The sequence below is a fragment of the Streptomyces sp. NPDC020807 genome, assembly GCF_040641575.1.
In the GTDB taxonomy this organism is placed as follows: domain Bacteria; phylum Actinomycetota; class Actinomycetes; order Streptomycetales; family Streptomycetaceae; genus Streptomyces.
The window spans coordinates 55,463-72,127 of the sequence record NZ_JBFADU010000032.1 but is presented as its reverse complement, the minus strand read 5'-3'; the positions used below and the strand labels follow the sequence as shown (position 1 = coordinate 72,127).

At 73.5% G+C, this 16,665-nt stretch carries 17 protein-coding genes; 7 read left to right on the top strand and 10 right to left on the bottom strand.

Annotation, left to right across the window (positions count from 1 at the left end; all coding sequences use genetic code 11):
• Positions 1-121: 121 nt before the first annotated feature.
• On the bottom strand, positions 122-1,069 hold the full coding sequence (locus tag AB0G79_RS30475; RefSeq protein WP_360812125.1) for an SMP-30/gluconolactonase/LRE family protein: 948 nt from the start codon (positions 1,067-1,069) through the stop codon (positions 122-124).
• Between the two features lie 106 nt (positions 1,070-1,175).
• Between AB0G79_RS30475 and AB0G79_RS30470 the strand changes: the two genes are divergently transcribed.
• A complete protein-coding gene (locus tag AB0G79_RS30470) occupies positions 1,176-1,631 on the top strand; it encodes an Lrp/AsnC family transcriptional regulator (RefSeq protein WP_360812123.1) in 456 nt (151 codons plus the stop codon).
• Positions 1,632-1,679: 48 nt separating this feature from the next.
• Here AB0G79_RS30470 and AB0G79_RS30465 read toward each other — a convergent pair whose 3' ends face one another.
• Complete coding sequence (locus AB0G79_RS30465) at positions 1,680-2,375, bottom strand: hypothetical protein (RefSeq protein ID WP_360812121.1); 696 nt, start codon at positions 2,373-2,375, stop codon at positions 1,680-1,682.
• A 56-nt stretch (positions 2,376-2,431) separates the two neighbouring features.
• Positions 2,432-3,364 carry an NADP-dependent oxidoreductase gene (locus AB0G79_RS30460; protein WP_360812135.1) on the bottom strand — a complete coding sequence of 311 codons (933 nt, stop codon included), beginning with the start codon at positions 3,362-3,364 and terminating at the stop codon, positions 2,432-2,434.
• A 133-nt stretch (positions 3,365-3,497) separates the two neighbouring features.
• On the opposite strand from AB0G79_RS30460, the gene AB0G79_RS30455 reads away from it, so the two are divergent.
• Entirely contained in the window at positions 3,498-4,451 is a 954-nt protein-coding gene (locus AB0G79_RS30455) for a helix-turn-helix domain-containing protein (RefSeq protein WP_360812119.1), read from the top strand.
• Between the two features lie 35 nt (positions 4,452-4,486).
• Here AB0G79_RS30455 and AB0G79_RS30450 read toward each other — a convergent pair whose 3' ends face one another.
• From AB0G79_RS30450 to AB0G79_RS30440, 3 genes are all read right to left on the bottom strand, one after another.
• Positions 4,487-4,924 carry an OsmC family protein gene (locus AB0G79_RS30450; RefSeq protein ID WP_360812117.1) on the bottom strand — a complete coding sequence of 146 codons (438 nt, stop codon included), beginning with the start codon at positions 4,922-4,924 and terminating at the stop codon, positions 4,487-4,489.
• A gap of 152 nt (positions 4,925-5,076) precedes the next feature.
• Entirely contained in the window at positions 5,077-5,901 is an 825-nt protein-coding gene (locus AB0G79_RS30445; protein ID WP_360812115.1) for a type 1 glutamine amidotransferase, read from the bottom strand.
• Positions 5,902-6,365: 464 nt separating this feature from the next.
• On the bottom strand, positions 6,366-7,019 hold the full coding sequence (locus AB0G79_RS30440; protein WP_360812113.1) for a methyltransferase domain-containing protein: 654 nt from the start codon (positions 7,017-7,019) through the stop codon (positions 6,366-6,368).
• A 190-nt stretch (positions 7,020-7,209) separates the two neighbouring features.
• Between AB0G79_RS30440 and AB0G79_RS30435 the strand changes: the two genes are divergently transcribed.
• The 4 genes from AB0G79_RS30435 (at position 7,210) to AB0G79_RS30420 (ending at position 11,086) form a co-directional block, all read left to right on the top strand.
• The gene (locus AB0G79_RS30435) at positions 7,210-9,588 is read left to right on the top strand and encodes a molybdopterin cofactor-binding domain-containing protein (RefSeq protein ID WP_360812111.1); all 2,379 of its coding nucleotides are present in this window, start codon (positions 7,210-7,212) and stop codon (positions 9,586-9,588) included.
• Between the two features lie 17 nt (positions 9,589-9,605).
• The gene (locus AB0G79_RS30430; protein WP_360812109.1) at positions 9,606-10,085 is read left to right on the top strand and encodes a (2Fe-2S)-binding protein; all 480 of its coding nucleotides are present in this window, start codon (positions 9,606-9,608) and stop codon (positions 10,083-10,085) included.
• 63 nt (positions 10,086-10,148) lie between these two features.
• Entirely contained in the window at positions 10,149-10,628 is a 480-nt protein-coding gene (locus AB0G79_RS30425; protein WP_360812107.1) for a MarR family transcriptional regulator, read from the top strand.
• Positions 10,629-10,639: 11 nt separating this feature from the next.
• A complete protein-coding gene (locus tag AB0G79_RS30420) occupies positions 10,640-11,086 on the top strand; it encodes a MarR family transcriptional regulator (protein ID WP_360812105.1) in 447 nt (148 codons plus the stop codon).
• A 69-nt stretch (positions 11,087-11,155) separates the two neighbouring features.
• Here the strand turns inward: AB0G79_RS30420 and AB0G79_RS30415 are convergent, their stop codons facing one another.
• Positions 11,156-12,001 (bottom strand): hypothetical protein, encoded by an 846-nt coding sequence (locus AB0G79_RS30415; protein WP_360812103.1) that lies wholly within the window; start codon positions 11,999-12,001, stop codon positions 11,156-11,158.
• Positions 12,001-13,275, bottom strand: coding sequence for a VWA domain-containing protein (locus AB0G79_RS30410; protein ID WP_360812101.1), 1,275 nt, complete (start codon positions 13,273-13,275; stop codon positions 12,001-12,003). The genes AB0G79_RS30415 and AB0G79_RS30410 overlap by 1 nt, the downstream gene beginning before the upstream one ends.
• 272 nt (positions 13,276-13,547) lie before the next feature.
• Here AB0G79_RS30410 and AB0G79_RS30405 point away from each other — a divergent pair, with 272 nt between their 5' ends.
• Positions 13,548-15,125 carry a SulP family inorganic anion transporter gene (locus tag AB0G79_RS30405; RefSeq protein ID WP_360812099.1) on the top strand — a complete coding sequence of 526 codons (1,578 nt, stop codon included), beginning with the start codon at positions 13,548-13,550 and terminating at the stop codon, positions 15,123-15,125.
• Here AB0G79_RS30405 and AB0G79_RS30400 read toward each other — a convergent pair.
• Together AB0G79_RS30400 and AB0G79_RS30395 are read right to left on the bottom strand one after the other, a co-directional pair.
• The gene (locus AB0G79_RS30400) at positions 15,088-15,891 is read right to left on the bottom strand and encodes an endonuclease (RefSeq protein ID WP_360812097.1); all 804 of its coding nucleotides are present in this window, start codon (positions 15,889-15,891) and stop codon (positions 15,088-15,090) included. The two genes, AB0G79_RS30405 and AB0G79_RS30400, sit on opposite strands and share 38 nt — an antisense overlap.
• Before the next feature lie 216 nt (positions 15,892-16,107).
• Positions 16,108-16,572, bottom strand: a complete 465-nt coding sequence (locus AB0G79_RS30395) for an Lrp/AsnC family transcriptional regulator (protein WP_360812095.1) — start codon at positions 16,570-16,572, stop codon at positions 16,108-16,110.
• Between the last annotated feature and the right edge of the window lie 93 nt (positions 16,573-16,665).

Sequence of the window (16,665 nt, the reverse complement as noted above, 5' to 3'; positions counted from 1 at the left end):
CCACCTTTACACCCCCCGCGCCGTCCGCGCCCCCCCCCTTTCCGGGGGGGGGGGGCCACCGTTCGTGTGCCCTAGGGCCGTCCAACGCCCGGCCGGGCAGGCGCCACTTTCGACACACTCCCTAGGGCAGCCAGGGGCGGCGTCCCGGTCCGGTCGGGTGCGTGCCTGTGACGGCCATGACGACCGAGTAGAGGCTCGTCTCGGCGGCGATGAAGAGCCGGTTGCGCTTCGCCCCGCCCCAGGAGATGTTGGCGACCGCCTCGGGCACGTTCAGGCGGCCGATGAGGGTGCCGTCCGGGTCGTAGCAGTGCACGCCGTCGTCCATCGCGGCCACCCAGAGCCGGCCGCCGTCGTCGAAGCGCAGGTTGTCGAAGCGGGCCTTGCCGCGCGCGCCGGCCTCGGCGAAGACCTTGCCGTCGGAGAGGGTGCCGTCGTCCCGTACGTCGAAGACGCGGACGAAGCCCGCGCGGGTGTCGGAGACGTACAGCTGCCGCTCGTCGGAGGAGAAGACGAGCCCGTTCGGCGCGCCGAAGCCGTCCGCGACCAGCCGGACCTCGCCGCTGCCGGGGTCGATCCGGTAGACGTTGTTGGCACCGATCTCGCTCTCGGCGCGGTGGCCCTCGTAGTCGCTGGTGATGCCGAAGTCCGGGTCGGAGAACCAGATCGACCCGTCGGACTTCACGGTCGCGTCGTTCGGGCTGTTGAGGCGCCTGCCCTCCCAGCGGTCGGCGAGGACGGTGACCGTGCCGTCGTGTTCGGTGCGGGTCACCCGGCGGTTGCCCTGCTCGCAGGTGATCAACCGGCCCTCACGGTCGAGGGTGTTGCCGTTGGTGTGCCCGGCCGAGCGGCGGAAGACCGACACCGCGCCGGTCTCTTCGTCCCAGCGCAGCATCCGGTCGTTGGGGATGTCGCTCCAGACCACCTGGCGCCAGGCGGGCACGTAGACCGGCCCCTCGGCCCAACGGCAGCCGGTGTAGAGGGTTTCGAGTCCGTCGTCGCCGTTCATGCACCGGCCGGTACGGAAGCGGTCGTCGAACATCTCGTACAGCCCGGGGCGTTCGGTGCTCACAGGTCCACTCCTCGCGAAAGTAGCCACCGACTGAAGGAAAATCGGTCCGAAATGCAGATTGCAAGATGAGATATGGTCACCGCAAGACGAGGTCGAAGGGAGAGTTGTGGATCACATCGACCGGGCGCTGCTGGCCCAGCTCCAGCAGGACGCCACCCAGTCCTACGCCGCGCTGGGGGAGGCCGTCGGCCTGTCCGCCGGAGCCGCGCACGAGCGGGTGCGGAAACTCCGCGAGCGCGGCGTCGTCCGCCGCACCGCCGCGGAGGTGGACCCCGCCGCCGTGGGCGGCGGCGTCCTCGCCTACGTGATGGTCGACTCCTCGTCCTGGATGGGGGATTCGGGGCCGGAGTTCGCCGCGCTCCCGGAGATCCTGGAGGCGCACGTCATCGCCGGCAGCGCCTCCGTGCTCGTGAAGGTCAGGACGGCGACCACCGAACAGCTCCAGGACGTGCTGCGGCGGATCTACGCCATCGACGGGGTCAGCGGCACGCAGGCCACGGTGGTCCTGGAGACCTTCTTCGAACGCCAGGTCGACCCGCTGCTCGCGGGCGGTCAGGAGTGAGCGGCGGCAGACCCCCCCTAGGGGGCGGAGGTGCGGCGCGGTGGGGCGTCAGACCGGCTGCCCGGCGACCCACGCCCGCCAGACGCGCCGGGTGTTCGGCAGCTCGGGACGGTCGAGCATCCGGAGGACGTACCCGGCGTGGCGGCGGGCCCACGGTTCGTCGGACGCGGCGGCCGCGTCGAGCCGTCCACGGAGATCCGGGCCGTCGACGGCCCGCGCGACGCCCACGTACGCGCGGTCCTTGCAGCGGTAGGCGCGCCGCACGACGAGGTCGACGATGTCGACGAGCCTGGCCCTGGTCGACGGGTCGTGGTCGAGCGCGGCCATGCGGCGGACGATCGCCTCCTTCGTGCCCCAGGCCTTCGCGTGCTCGGTCCACTCGGCGGGGAAGCGGGCCTCCCACTCGATGAAGAGCAGCTCGTACGGCAGCAGCGGCCCGCGTTCGCTGTCGGCCACCCACAGGGCGTCGGGCAGCAGCCGGCCGCGGGCGGCCTCGTTCTCCTCGCGCGCCTGCCTGAACGCCGGCTCCCGGTACTGCTCCTCGTGCCCCAGTGGCAGCGTGAGGTGCCAGAGTTCGTTGGCCCGCAGTTGCGCGGTCCGGGCGTCCCGTCGCGCCGCCCGCAGCCGTGCGAGCGCCGCCGCGCGCACCGAGGGGTCGTCGGCGACGAGCCCGAAGGTCCACCCCAGTCGCCCGTGCGCGGTGTCGCCCCCGTGGGATCCCGCTGCCGCCGTTCCGTCCGCCATACCGGAGATGATCTCCCAGTCCCGGCGGAGCCGGCCGCACGGCGACTCGTCGACGCCTACGGGACGGTCAGCACGATCTTGCCGGTCGTGCGGCCCGTCTCACCGAGGGCGTGGGCCCTGGCGGCCTCCACGAGCGGGAAGACCGCCTCGACGTGGGCCCGGAGCGCGCCCGAGGCGACCAGCTCGGCGACGGCCCGCATGCCGGCCTGGTCGGCCTCCACGAGGAGGGTCTCCACGCGGACGCCGCGGGCCGCGGCCCTGGCGGGTTCGTCGGGGTCCGTGCCCGGCAGGAGCGAGACGAGGACGCCGCCCGGGCGCAGGACGTCGAGGGAGCGGGCGCGGGTGTCGCCGGACAGGGTGTCGAGGACCATGTCGACGTCCTGGACGGCCTCGCGGAAGTCGGCCGCGCGGTAGTCGACGACCTCGTCGGCGCCGAGGGAGCGCACGAAGTCGTGCTTGGGGGCGCTGGCGGTGCCGATGACGTACGCGCCGCGGGCCTTGGCGATCTGGACGGCGAGGTGGCCCACGCCGCCCGCCGCGGCATGGATCAGGACCCGCTGGCCGGCGGTGACGGAGGCGGTGTCGACGACGGCCTGGTACGCGGTGAGGGCGGCGAGCGGCAGGGCGCCGGCCTGGACGTGATCGACCTCGGCCGGCTTGTGGGCGAAGGCGCGGGCGGGACCCGTCACGTATTCGGCGTGCGAGCCGACGCCGTGCGGGTACGGCAGCATCCCGAAGACCTCGTCGCCCGGCTTGAAGAGCGTGACGCCGAAGCCGACGGCCTCGACGACGCCGGACACGTCCCAGCCGAGGACCAGCGGCAGCCGGCCGAGGAAGAGCCCGGACTCGCGGTGCTTCCAGTCGGTCGGGTTCATTCCGGCGGCGCGGACGGCCACGAGGATCTGGCTCGGGCCCGGCACCGGGCGGGGGAGGACGGCCTCCTTCAGCACCTCGGGGGTGCCGTGGACATCCTGGCTGATGGCGCGCATGGTCGGGGCGGTGGTGGTGGTGGTGGTGGCGGCCGTGGTGGCGGTGGTGGCGGTGTTCGTCATGCGTCAAGACTCGCCGCACGGCCCGTGGTCGTACCATGGCATGAATGCCAACTTCCGACGGGATCGTGCCATGAGTCTCCATCGTGTCGTCGTCCTCGCCCTGGACGGGGTCTACCCCTTCGAGCTCGGCATCCCGAGCCGGGTCTTCGGGGCGCTCCAGGACCGCTACGAGGTCCTGACCTGCTCGGTCGACGGCCGGCCCGTCGCCACCAACGCCGACTTCTCCGTCACCGTCGGACACGGGCCCGAGGTCCTCGCGACGGCGGACACCGTGATCCTGCCGCCCTTCGACCTCTCCCGGCTCTCCCGCGAGCTCCCGCCGGGCGTCCGCGACGCCCTCGCGGCCGTACGGCCCGGGGCGCGCACCGTCTCGATCTGCACGGGCGCCTTCGTCCTCGCCGCCGCCGGCCTGCTCGACGGCCGGCCCGCCACCACCCACTGGGCCGTCGCCGACGTCTTCCGCGCCTGGTACCCGGAGGTGGCGCTCGACCCCGACGTCCTCTTCGTGGACGACGGGGACGTCCTCACCTCCGCCGGGGCCGCCTCCGGCGTCGACGTCTGCCTGCACCTCGTGCGCCGGGACCACGGCACCGCCGTCGCCAACCACGTGGCCCGGGCCTGCGTCGTGCCGCCGTGGCGGGACGGCGGCCAGGCCCAGTACATCGAGTACCCCGTTCCCCCCGCCTCCGGGCAGGGCACCGCGGAGACCCGCCAGTGGGCCCTGGAGAACCTCCACGAGCCCCTGACCCTCGCCGAACTGGCCGGGCACGCCCGGATGAGCCTGCGCACCTTCGCCCGCCGCTTCAACGAGGAGGTCGGCACGAGCCCCGGCCGCTGGCTCATCCAGCAGCGCGTCGTGCGGGCCCGGCACCTCCTGGAGACCACCGACCTCGCCGTCGACGACATCGCGGGTCAGGTCGGCTTCGCCACCGGCACCTCCCTGCGCGAGCACCTGCACGCGGCCATCGGCGTCTCGCCGATGGCCTACCGGCGCACGTTCCGGGGGGCCGTCACGACGGCGTGACACCAGCGCGACCCCCGCACGGCGCGTACCGGACCTCAGCCCTGGAAGCCGATCGTGCCGTCCGGCAGGACGGCCTCCACCCGCGCCCCGTGCTCCACGGTCCGGCTCACCGTGCAGAACTTCTCGTGGGTGAGCCGTACGGCGCGGGCGAAGACCTCGTCCGCCTTCGGGTTGTTGTCCGGCAGGTCGAACTCGTAGCTCACCCTGATCCGTCCCACCCGGCCGTCGTCCTCCGGTCCCGAGACCGATTCCACGACGATCCTCAGGTCGTCGTGGTCCACCGCGCGCGCGGTCCGGTCCACCACCAGACCGCCGCAGCCGCCCATCGCCGCGAGCAGCAACTCGACCGGCGTGAAGGAGGGCTGGGACGCGTCGTCGTCGGCCGCGGCCATCCGGACCTCGGCTCCCCGGTCGTTCCGGGCGGTCCAGTCGCGGTACCCGTTGCGGACGGTTTCGATCCGGTAGTCGGCCATGGCGGCGGAGCTCCTTCGCTCATCAGCTGTACGGTCGCCCGCCACGCAACCCCACGGTCGCCGACGGGCCAAGCGGACGCGCCGCTCGCGCGCCCCTCGCCTCCGAGTATCCGCACTTCGGCGCCGGACGGGGTACGCGGCCCCGGCGGGCGTCAGCGGCGGCTCCTGCCCCGCGCCCGTTCCCGTACGACCCCTGCCCGTTCCCGTACGGCCCTTGCTCCTTCCCGTACGCCCCCCGCCCTGTCCCGTACGACCCCGCCCCACGCCTCCGCCACCGCCCCCCAGACCGCCCGGAGTTCCGGCTCGGCCTCCCGTACCGCGCGCACCGCGGCGTCCGGGTCCCCGCCCTCCGCCCGAACCGTCGCGCCGTCGGCCTGCGCCCACACCGCCACCGTCTCCGCGCCCGCCTCCGGATGGAACTGCAGCGCCCACCCCGCGACCCCGACCCGGAACGCCTGGTACCGGCAGTCGTCACCGCTCAGCAGCGGTACGGCTCCGGCCGGCAGCCGCTCCACCTCGTCCCAGTGCCACTGCGCGGCGAGCGCGCCCTCCGGCACCCCGCCCAGGACGGGATCGCCGGCCGCCGCGGGCAGGCGCCGCAGCGGTACGGCGCCGAGCTCGGGCCCCTGACGGCGGGTCACGACCGAACCGCCCAGCGCGTCGGCGACGATCTGGCCGCCCAGGCATATCCCCAGCAGCGGCACGTCATCGGCGACGGCCTCGCGGACGAGGTCCCGGACGCGGGGCAACCACGGCGCGGCCTCGTCGTCCTCGCAGTTGACGGCCCCTCCGAGCACGAGCAGGCCCGCGTACCCGCGCAGGTCCCCGGGCAGGGAAACGCCCTCTCCCGACCAGGCGCGCACGACGTCGAGCCGGAGGCCGCCGCGGGTCAGGCGGTCGCCGACGAGGCCGGCGTCCGCGCCGTCCTCGTGCTGCACGACGAGCACGGCGGGGCCGGTGGTGGGGTCGGTCGTCATGGCCGGGGTGCCTCCGTGCTCCGGGGTGTTCGATTCTCAGAGAGGATCGCCGAACACCGACCTGTCCGACAGCCCCCGAGTGGTCCCGATTCCCCCCGAGTGCCTCCGACAGCCCCAGGGGGTTCCGTGTCCCCCGAGTGCCCGCACCCTCCGGCCGGTTGAGTACGTCCCCGTCGCCGTCTGAGTACCTCTCCCCATACGCCCGCCGCCGCCCGCCGATGGAATGGGGACATGACCCACGACGCCCCGCGACGCGCCCCCCGGCTCCGGATCCGGCACGTCACCGCCACGGCCACCGCCACCGGCACCGCCCTCGCCGTCGCCCTCGGGCCGGTCGTCATCGGTGCGCTGCTCGTCCGGAACGCCGGCGGCGACCCGATGGCCAGCGTCAACGCCCTCATCGCGGGCGGCGGCCAGCGCGCCCGGATCTCGGGTGCGCAGCTGCGTTCCTGCGGCGGACGGGTTCAGTCGAGCGGCCTGCGCGCCAGCAGGAAGGCCTGGGGCGTCCTCTCGTCCGGGTCCGCCTCCCGGACCAGGCGGGCCCCCTCGACGAGGCCGGCCTCGGCCAGGAGGTTCGCGACCCGGTCGGGGGAGAAGCGGTACACGTCGAGCGCGACCTCGTGACCGTACGCCTCGCGGAGCCGTACCCGCTCGTCGCCGACCTTGAAGGCGAGCAGCGCGAAGCCGCCCGGGGCGAGGACGCGGTGGACCTCGGCGAAGACGGCGGGCAGCTCCGCCTCGGGCGTGTGGACCGTCGAGTACCAGAGGACCGCCCCGCCGAGTGAGCCGTCGGGGAGGTCGAGCGCGGTCATCGAGCCGACCTCGAAGCGCAGCCCCGGATACGTGTCCCGGGCCACCGCGACCATGCCGGGCGACAGGTCGACGCCGAACACGTCCGCGCCGAGAGCCCGCAGGTGGGCGGCGATCCGTCCCGTCCCGCACCCGAGGTCGGCCATCGAGCGCGGGCCGTCGGAGGCGTCGACCCGCGTGACGAAGGCCGCGAGGAAGGCCCGCTCCAGCGGCCGGCGGTCCAGCTCGTCGGCGAGCAGCCGCTCGTAGTCGGCGGCGACGGTGTCGTACGAGCGGCGGGTGGCGGTGACGTGCGCGGCTTCGGTCATGGCGGGACCCTACGGGCGGGCACCCGGCCATGATCACTCCGGGGCCCCCTTTGCCCACCACGGCGGGTCTCGCGGAGGCGGTCCGGGACGAACGGTCCCCAGGCGTCCCCCACATGGGCGATGATCCTCCCCTCCGAGTGATTACCCGGCGGTAGCAGGGCGGCCGGGCACGGGCGAAAGGGCACACGGCATGGCAAGGCGTCACCCCCGGCAGGACGACCACCCCACGAGCGGCGAACCGGCGCGCCCCGGAGGCGATGACGGGCCCGGCATCGGGCGCCGCCGCTTCCTCGGGTACGTCCTCGCCGCCCCCACCCTCACCGTCGCCGCGCAGCTCGGCGCCGACGCGCTCGTCCCCCGGCAGGCGGAGGCGGCCACGGCCGCGCTCGTCCCCTCGCTGCCCGGTCCGGCGGAGCTGCTCGACCTCAACGAGCTCCTCACCCTCGCCGCCGCTCCCACCAGCAACCTCATCACCATCCGCCTCGACGGTGACGGCACGGCCCACTTCGCCCTGCCCCGCGCCGAGGTCGGCCAGGGCGTCACCACGTCGAGCGCCATGATCGTCGCGGAGGAGCTCGACCTTCCCCTCGACAAGGTCAGGGTCACGCTCGCGGACGCCCGGCCCGAACTCCTCTTCAATCAGCTCACCGGCGGCTCCAACACCACCTACTCGACCTTCACCCCGCTGCGGGTCGCCGCCGCCCTCGCCCGCGAACGCCTCCTGCGGGCCGCCGGGCTCGTCCTCGGCGAGGCCGTCTCCACCCTCACCACCAAGGCCGGTGCCGTCGTCTCCCCGCTCGGCACCGTCCTCGGCTACGGCGAACTCGCGGCCAAGGCGGCCGTGCTGACCGACACGGCCGTCACGGTCGAGCTCAAGGACCGCGCCGACTTCCGGGTCATCGGCACCGGGCAGCGGCGGCTCGACGCCCTCGAAGCCGTCACCGGCCGCAAGAAGTTCGCGATGGACCTCCAGGTCCCGGACGCCCTGCCCACCATGGTCTGCCGGCCGCCCACCATCAACGGCACGGTCCGCTCCGTCGCCAACCTCGCCGCCGTCCGCGCCATGCCCGGTGTCACCGACGTCGTCGCCGTCTCCACCGGGGTCGCCGTCCGGGCCAGGACCTTCGGCCAGTGCGTCGACGCCGTCCGGGCCCTCGTCGTCGAGTGGGGCCCCGGCACCGCCGAGGGCGCGTCCGACGCCACCGTCCTGGAGGAGCTCCGCCGGGCCGAACTCCCGCTGGTCGTCCCGCCGCTGCCGCTCCTCACCAAGGCCGTCGACGCCCGCTTCACCTTCCACTTCGCCAGCAACGCGGCCCTGGAGACGAACTGCGCCATCGCGGACGTCCGCCCGGACTCCGCCGAGATCTGGGGCTCGCTGAAGGCCCCGATCGTCGCCCAGGAGCAGATCGCGCTCGCCCTGGGCCTGCCACCGTCCGCCGTCCGCGTCCACGTCACCGAGGGCGGCGGCTCCTTCGGCCGCAAGCTCTTCCACGACGCCGCCCACGAGGCCGCCGAGATCTCCCGCGCCCTCGGCAAGCCCGTCAAGCTCATGTGGCACCGCACCGACGACTTCCGCCAGGGCCGTACGCACCCGATGTCCACGTCACGGGTCCGGGCCACGTACTCGCTAGGCGAGGTCCTCACGTACGAGCAGCGCCACACCTCGATCGCCACCGACTTCGGGCACGGCATCGGCGACCTCCTCACGGCGGAGGCGGCCCGGCTGCCCGTCGGCGACCTCGTCTTCTCCGAGACGATGTTCGAGCTCACCCAGGTGAGCCCGTACCACCTCGGCGTCACGACCCAGCTCCTCGCCGAGACCGACAAGGGCTTCAACACCGGCTCCATGCGCGGCATCTACTCGCCCAACGTGCGGTGCGCGCAGGAACTCGTCATGGACGAGCTGGCCCGGCGCACGGGGAAGGACGGATACGCCATGCGGCGCGGCCTCGCGAAGGACCCGCGGGCCCGCGCCGTCCTCGACAAGGTCGCCGAAGTGGGGGAGTGGGGAAGGGAGATGGAGCCGGGTACGGCCCAGGGCATCGCCGTCCACGCCGAGTACCACTCCTTCGTCGCCGTCCTCGCCGAGATCGACTGCCGCCCCGGGACCGTCGGCCGGCAGATCCCGAACGCCCGGACCGGCCCCCGGGTGACGAAGGTCGTGTGCGCGGTCGACGTCGGTCTCGCCGTCAACCCCCGGGGCCTGGAGGCCCAGATGATGGGCGGCATCTCCGACGGCATCGCCCTCGCCCTCACCTCGGGACTCCACCTGCGCGACGGCCACTTCCTCGAAGGCAGCTGGGACCAGTACTTCTACACCCGGCAGTGGAACACCCCGCCCGAGCTCCGGATCGTCGTCATGCCGTCGAACGGCGAGAAGCCGGGCGGGGCCGGGGAGCTGGCCGTCGCGGGGGCGATGGCCTCCGTCGCCTGCGCCTACGGGCGGGCCACCGGCACCATGCCGACGGTCTTCCCCGTCAACCACGCCGAAGCACTGCCCTTCACCCCCCTGCCGACCGTCCCGCCCGTCCCCGCCTCGCCCGTCGACGGCCGCGACCGCGCCTTCTGAGAGCTGGAGCAGCACCCGTGCCGCAGCACACCTTCATCCTGAACGGCAAGGCCGTCACCGCCGACGTCGAGGGAGACGTCCGCCTCCTGTGGGTCCTCAGGGACGTCCTCGGCGTCACGGGACCCAAGTACGGCTGCGGGGTCGGCGTCTGCCGGGCCTGCACGAGCCACCTCAACGGCAAGGCGTTCACGCCCTGCGCCGTCCCCGTCGACCGGCTCGCCCCGACCGACGAGGTGACCACCATCGAGGGGCTTCCCGACACCGTCGGGCGCGAGCTCCACCCCATGCAGGAGGCCTGGATCGACCTCGACGTCGCCCAGTGCGGCTTCTGCCAGCCCGGCCAGATCATGGCGGCCGTGGCGACCGTCCGCAAGGCCCGGGAGGCGGGCCGCGAGATCACCGAGGCGGACCTCGACACGATCCGCAACATCTGCCGCTGCGGGACCTACCACCGCATCCGGCAGGCGGTCCTGGAAGGCGCCGAGCGCATGGAGTGAGTCCTGACCCGCGCCATCCGAAAACAGTAGCCATGGACATAGTAGCCATGTACTGTATTCCCCATGAGCAAGGAGTCCCCGGGACCCACTCCCGGATTTCTGGTGTGGCGGCTCGCCAACAAGTGGCGCGTCGCGGTGGACCGGGCGGTCGCCCCGCTCGGTCTCACCCACGCGCAGTACGTCCTGGTCGGGTCGCTGTACGGCATGCGGCGCACCGGCGAGCGGCCGAGTCAGCGCCGCCTCGCCGACCACACCGGGCTCGAAGCGCTGTACGTCTCCAAACTGGCCCGCGCCCTGGAGGCGGCCGGAATGGTCGAGCGCACCCGCGACCCCCGCGACCCCCGCGCCGTCCAACTCGCCCTCACCGAAAGGGGGGCGGACGTCGCGGAGCGAGCCGTCGCGGTGGTCCAGGAACTGCTCCAGCGGCTCCTGGAGCCGCTCGGCGGCCTCGACGCCGAGCGCACCCGGGCGTTCACCGACGAACTGACGTCCCTGCTCGACGTACCTCTCGCTCCACCCGTCCCGCACGACCCGAGCACCTAGAGGAGAACGCCATGCCCACCACCACCGCCCCCGCCGCCGACCCTCGCAACCTGGCGCTGGCCCACTACGCCGCCCGCGCCGTCCTCGAACGCGTCCTCGCCCGGCACGGCCTCACGTTCCAGCAGCAGGTCGCCCTGCGGGTCGCCGTCACCGCCGGGACGCCACCGACCCGGGACGAGCTCGTCGCCCAGGTCCACGGTTCCCTCAAGGCCGATCCGGCCGAGATCGGCGCCACCCTCGACGAGCTCCTGGCCGGGGGACTGCTCGCCGCCGACGGCGACCGGCTCCGTCCCACGGAGGAGGGGCGCGAGCGGTTCGCCGCCGCCGGAGCGGAGGGCGCCCCCGTCTCCGCCCGCGTCTGGGGCGGCATCCCCGCCGAGGACCTGGCGGCGGCGGGCCGCGTCCTCGCCCTGGTCACCGAGCGCGCCAACGCGGAGCTCGCGGCACTGAGCGCCTGAGCACGCCTCGGGCCCACGGAAACGGGCCCGCGCCACACACGTGGCGCGGGCCCGATCCGTACCCGTGCGTCAGACGCCCGGCGGCACCGGGGACGGCCTGCCCGAGCCCCGGGTCAGGGCGTAGCCGCCGATGCCGGCGAGCGCCGCGAGGACGGCGCCGGCGGCGGTCCACAGCCAGCGGTCCGACCACCAGCCGGAGGACCACCCGTCCTCGGGCGCCGCGGCCTCGACGGCCGAGGGGCGGCCCGCGTCGGCGTCCGCCTCCGCCTGGTCGGCCGTCGTCGCGCCGGGCACGAGCGGCGCGGCGAGCGAACCGTCGGTGGCGTAGGCGCCGCCCTTGTCGAGGACGGTCACCCCGACGCGTGCCGCGATCGGCTGCCCGAGGTCCTCCTCGGGCAGTCCGGTGACGGTCAGCCGGACGTAGTAACTGCCGGGCAGCGGGTCGTTCGCCCAGGCGTCGGCCGAGGTGCGGACCGGCCGCAGGACGCAGGTCAGCGCGACCGAGGCGGCGTCCTTGGCGACGGTACGGGACTGGGCCCCGTACATGCACGGCTGACGGCGGCGCAGCCCGTCGTACACGTCGATCCGCCAGGTCGCGGGCCCGTGCCGGAGCGCGGCGTCCGGCAGGGTGACCGTCGCGTCGACGGTCGGCCGCTCGCCGGTGTCGGCGGGGAACACCCAGTACAGGTAGTCGCCGGTGGCGGCCTGCGCGGTCGCCTGCTGTCCGGGCAGGAAGCGGGCGGCGGTGCGGAACGTGGTCCCGGCCTCCGTCGGTCCCGCCCCGGCCGCGGAACCGGCGCTCGCGCTCGGGTCGGCGGACGGGGTGGGGGTGTCGGCGTGGGCGGCGGGCGCCGCGAGGCCGAGGAGCGCGGCGCCCGTGAGGGCGGCCGTGGCGAGCATGCGGACGGTACGCATCAGTTGGTCCTCCAGACGGCGACGCGCCAGCGGGACAGCCAGCCCCAGAGCAGACCGGCCACGAAGCCGACGAGCACGAGCAGGCCGAGCAGCCACCAGCCGCGACCGAGACCGAACGAGGCCACGTCCGACGCCGTCGCGGGCCCGTCGACGACGTCGACCGTCAGCTCGATCGGCATGCCCGGCGTCGTCTTGACCGACGGGGGAGCGGAGAAGGAGTTGCTGACCTGGAGGCAGACGGTCTCGGCGGCCGGCTTGACGTCGTCGGCCACGTCGTCGTCGAGCTGCGGCTTCGGGTAGCGCAGGCCGGTCGAGATCACGTCCGTGCGCCCGTCGCCCGCCTCGGCGCCGCGGACGATCTCGCGGCCGTGCAGGGTGACCGCGCGCAGCAGCACGCCGTAGTCGTCGTTGACGGCCCGGTCGGCGGACACGCTGACGGACGCCCGCAGTTCCTGCCCGGGCAGCAGGTCCACGCGGTACCAGCGGTGCTCGCCGAAGGACTCGCGGTCGGTGTACAGGCCGGGCTTCAGCTGGGGGGCGTCGACGCACCGCGCCGCGCCCTTCGCGTCCACCGGGACGACGACCGGGTCGGCGGCGCGGTCGACCAACTGCCGTACGCGACGCGAGAGGTCCTCGGTCCGGTGGATCGAGGTGTACGTGCCTCCGGTGGCCTCCGCGATGCACGCGAGCTGCTGCCGGGTCTTGGCGTCCGGGACGAGGCCCAGGGTGTCGATGACGAGGTGGATGCCCTCGGCCGCGATCTGGCGGGCGATCTGGCACGGGTCGACGCCGCAGGTGTCCTCGCCGTCCGTGATGAGCACGATCCTGCGGGTGGCGTCGCCGCCCTCCAGGTCGTCGGCGGCACCGAGCAGCGCCGGGCCGATCGGGGTCCAGCCGGTCGGCGCGAGCGTGGCGACGGCCGTCTTGGCCTCGGTGCGGTCGAGCGGGCCCACGGGGTAGAGCTGCCGGGTGTCCTTGCAGCCCCGCTTGCGGTCCTGCCCGGGGTAGTCGGCGCCCAGGGTCCTGATGCCGAGGGCGACCTCCTCGGGCACCGCGTCCAGGACCTCGTTGAAGGCCTGCTTGGCCGCGCTCATCCGGGACTGGCCGTCGATGTCCCTGGCCCGCATCGAGCCGCTGACGTCGAGGACCAGTTCGACCTTGGGGGTTTCCTTCGCCACCGGCTCGTCGGCGGCCGCGCCCGTCGGCAGGAGCGCGACGGCCAGGGCGGCGAGCAGTGCGCAGGCCCCGGTCGCCAGCCGTTTTCTCGTGATCATCGCCGGATCGTATTGATGATTCTCCGACAAACCCAAATCCCGGTCCGGGCCTTGGGCGCGCGGCCATTCTCGTCCCCATTCGCGCACCCCCGCGTACGCCCTCCCCGTGCCCGCGTGTGCGGGCGTCTGCGGTCCGATGCGCCCCGGCGGTTCGCGCCCCCGAGCGCCTTCCTCGACGGCGTTCGCGTCACGTTCCGGAGGGTTCCGGTCGGAAACCGCCGAAATCCGGGGGATCGGCCGGTGCGGTCCCGTCCACGTCGTATGACCTTGCCATGGGCTTTTCCTTTCCGTACCTCCGGCAGGACTTCGCCGCCTCCCTCGTCGTCTTCCTCGTCGCGCTGCCGCTCTGCGTCGGCGTGGCCGTCGCGTCCGGCGTACCGGCCGAACTCGGCCTCGTCACCGGCATCGTCGGCGGAATCGTCACCGGCCTCATGCGCGGCAGCAGCCTCCAGGTCTCCGGGCCGGCCGCCGGGCTCACCGTCCTGGTCCTCGACGCGGTCCGGACGCTCGGCCTGGCCGCGCTCGGCCTCGTCGTCCTCCTCGCCGGGCTGCTCCAGGTCGTCATGGGGCTGCTGCGCTGGGGCCGTTGGTTCCGCGCCGTGTCCCTCGCGGTCGTCGAGGGGATGCTCGCGGGCATCGGCCTCGTGATCGTGGCCGGCCAGCTGTACTCCGCCGCCGGGCTCGCCGCGCCCGGCTCCGGCCTCGGCCGCCTCGCGGGGCTTCCGGTCGCGCTGGTGCGCGCGACGACCACCGCGGCCACGCTCGTCCCGCTCGCCCTGGCCGTCGGCACGGTCCTCGTCGTCGTGGGCTGGCGGCACCTGCCGCCGAGGGCCCGGGTCGTCCCCGGCGCGCTCGTCGCGGTCGTCCTCGCGGGTCTGGCGACCGCGCTCTTCGACCTGCCGGTCGGGACCGTGCGGGTGAGCGGTGTCCTGGAAGCCGTCGGCATGCCGGGGGCCGGCGCCGTCTCCGCCCTGGAGGTCCTCCCCCTGACCGATCCGGCCCTCCTCGGCACCGTCCTCGCCTTCGCGCTGATCGCCTCCGCCGAGTCGCTGTTCAGCGCGGCGGCCGTGGACCGGCTGCACGACGGTCCGCCCACCGACTTCGACAAGGAGCTCCTCGCCCAGGGGGTCGGGAACAGTCTCTGCGGGCTGCTCGGGGCGCTGCCGATGACCGCCGTCATCGTCCGCAGCGCGGCCAACGTCCAGGCCGGCGCTCGCACCAAGGCGTCCCGGGTGCTGCACGGGGTGTGGCTGCTGCTCTTCGCCGCCGTGCTGCCCGGGGCCCTCGAATACGTACCGCTCGCGGCGCTGGCGGGGATCCTCGTCCACGCCGGGTGGAAGCTGATCCCCTTCCGGGGCGTCGCCGCGCTGTGGCGGGGCCACCGCGGCGAGGCGCTCGTCCTCGTGGTCACGGCCTCGGCGATCGTCGCCCTGAACCTGCTGGAAGGCGTCCTGATCGGTCTCGGACTCTCCGTCGTCAAGGCCGCCTGGGACGCCTCGCACCTGCGCGTGGACCGGACCGACGACGGGGACGGTCCGGTCCGTCTCCGCCTGGCGGGCAACGTCACGTTCCTGCGGCTCCCGAAGCTCCTCGACACCCTCGAATCGCTGCCGAGGGACCGGCCGGTCGAGGTCGACCTCTCGGGCCTCCACCACCTCGACCACGCGTGCCGTGCCACCCTGGAAGCGTGGGCGGCACGGCATCGCGCGGCGGAGGTTCACGCCACGGCGGTGACACCGGGCACGGCGCCGGCCGACGGGACGACGACGGCGTCGGCCGACGGGACGACATCGGCGTCGGCCGTGGCGGCGACTACCAGATCGCCTCGATCCACTCCGGGTGGTCGATGAACGGGTTCCGGTTGCCCTGGTAGGAGTTGAAGATGACGTCGTTGCGGCGCTCCTCGAAGGCGCTCGGCGGGTCCTGCTCGTTCCACTGCTTCAGGATCGCGAGGCGGCCGTGGAAGGGGACGCTGCCGTTGGACGTCGACTCGTTGGGCTCCAGGTCGGCGAAGGCGTCGTCGCCCTCGTACCGGACGGCCATGTAGAGGATCATGCGGGCCACGTCGCCCTTGTCGGCGTTGCGCGGCTCGAAGGAGTCGGCGTCGGTGTAGCTGCCGCCGGCGCCGCTGACGGCGGAGCCGCCGAGGTCCCAGTCCTTGTTGCCCCGGGTGCTGTTGACCTGGACGTCGCAGGCGCGCAGGTGGTGGAGGTCCGTGCCGGGCCCGGCGCCGGTGCCGAAGCTGCCGTGGGACTGCGCCCACACGTGCTCACGGTTCCAGTTGCCGACGGAGCCGCCGTTGAGGGACTTGCTGCGGGAGACGCCGCTGTAGAGCAGGACGACGTTGTTGGTGTTGCTGGGGTCCTGGTCGGTGACCTTCAGCGCGTTCCAGACCGCGTCGTACGAGATCTTGGTCTGGCTGCTGATGATGGTGTGGAGCGAGGACTTGAGGCTGGTGCCGGTCTTGCCGATCGCGTTCTTGTAGTACGTGCTGTCGTAGGCCGTGGTCGTGGCGCTCGCGGGAGTCGCGGTGACCGTCGGAAGGGCGAGGGCGACGAGGGTGGCGGCGATCGCCGAGACCCAGACCTTCCATCTGCCTATGTGCGCAACGGACATGGGGGGACCTTTCCCGGGGGACGGCACGCGTCGGACGGGGCGCCCCGGCTCAAGAGGCGCCTCGTTCTACGCGTGTTGACTGCTGTCAGCCGGGAGCGTGGCACAGGGAGCGCGGTCGCCGTGTAACCGGGAGGAGACGTTTCCGTGACGTTCTCGCATACGCGGGAACCGTTGAGGGGCCGTCAGTGTTCGTGCCCCCTGCCCCTTTTGAGGGCATCAGATGCCCCGAACGTCCACCGGCATCCCCTTCGGCTCCTTGATCCGCTTCATGATGATCTGCGAGTTGACCTCGGTCACCCCGGCCAGCGTCGTGAGCCGCTCGATCCACAGCCGCTCGTACGCCGCCAGGTCCGCCACGGCGATCCGCAGCAGACACCCGGGGCTTCCGAAGAGGCGGTACGCCTCGATGACGTCCGGCACGTCCTGGAGCGCCTCCTCGAACGCCTCCACCGTCTCCCGGTCGCGCCGCACCTCGACGGAGACGAGCACCTCGAAGCCCCGGCCCACCGCCTCCGGGTCGATGATCGCCCGGTAGCCCTGGATCACCCCGTCCTGCTCCAGCTGGCGGACCCGCCGCAGACAGGGGGAGGGGCTGAGGCCGACCCGCTGGGCCAGCTCCTGGTTGCTCAGTCGGCCGTCGTTCTGGAGCTCGCGCAAGATATGGAGATCAATTCGGTCCATGGCGCAATTATCCACCAAGGAACAGCTCTGCACGGGCTGGATTGGCAATCGCCTTGCGCGTCTCCTGTCCTATCGTTGCCGGTGTGAGCACAG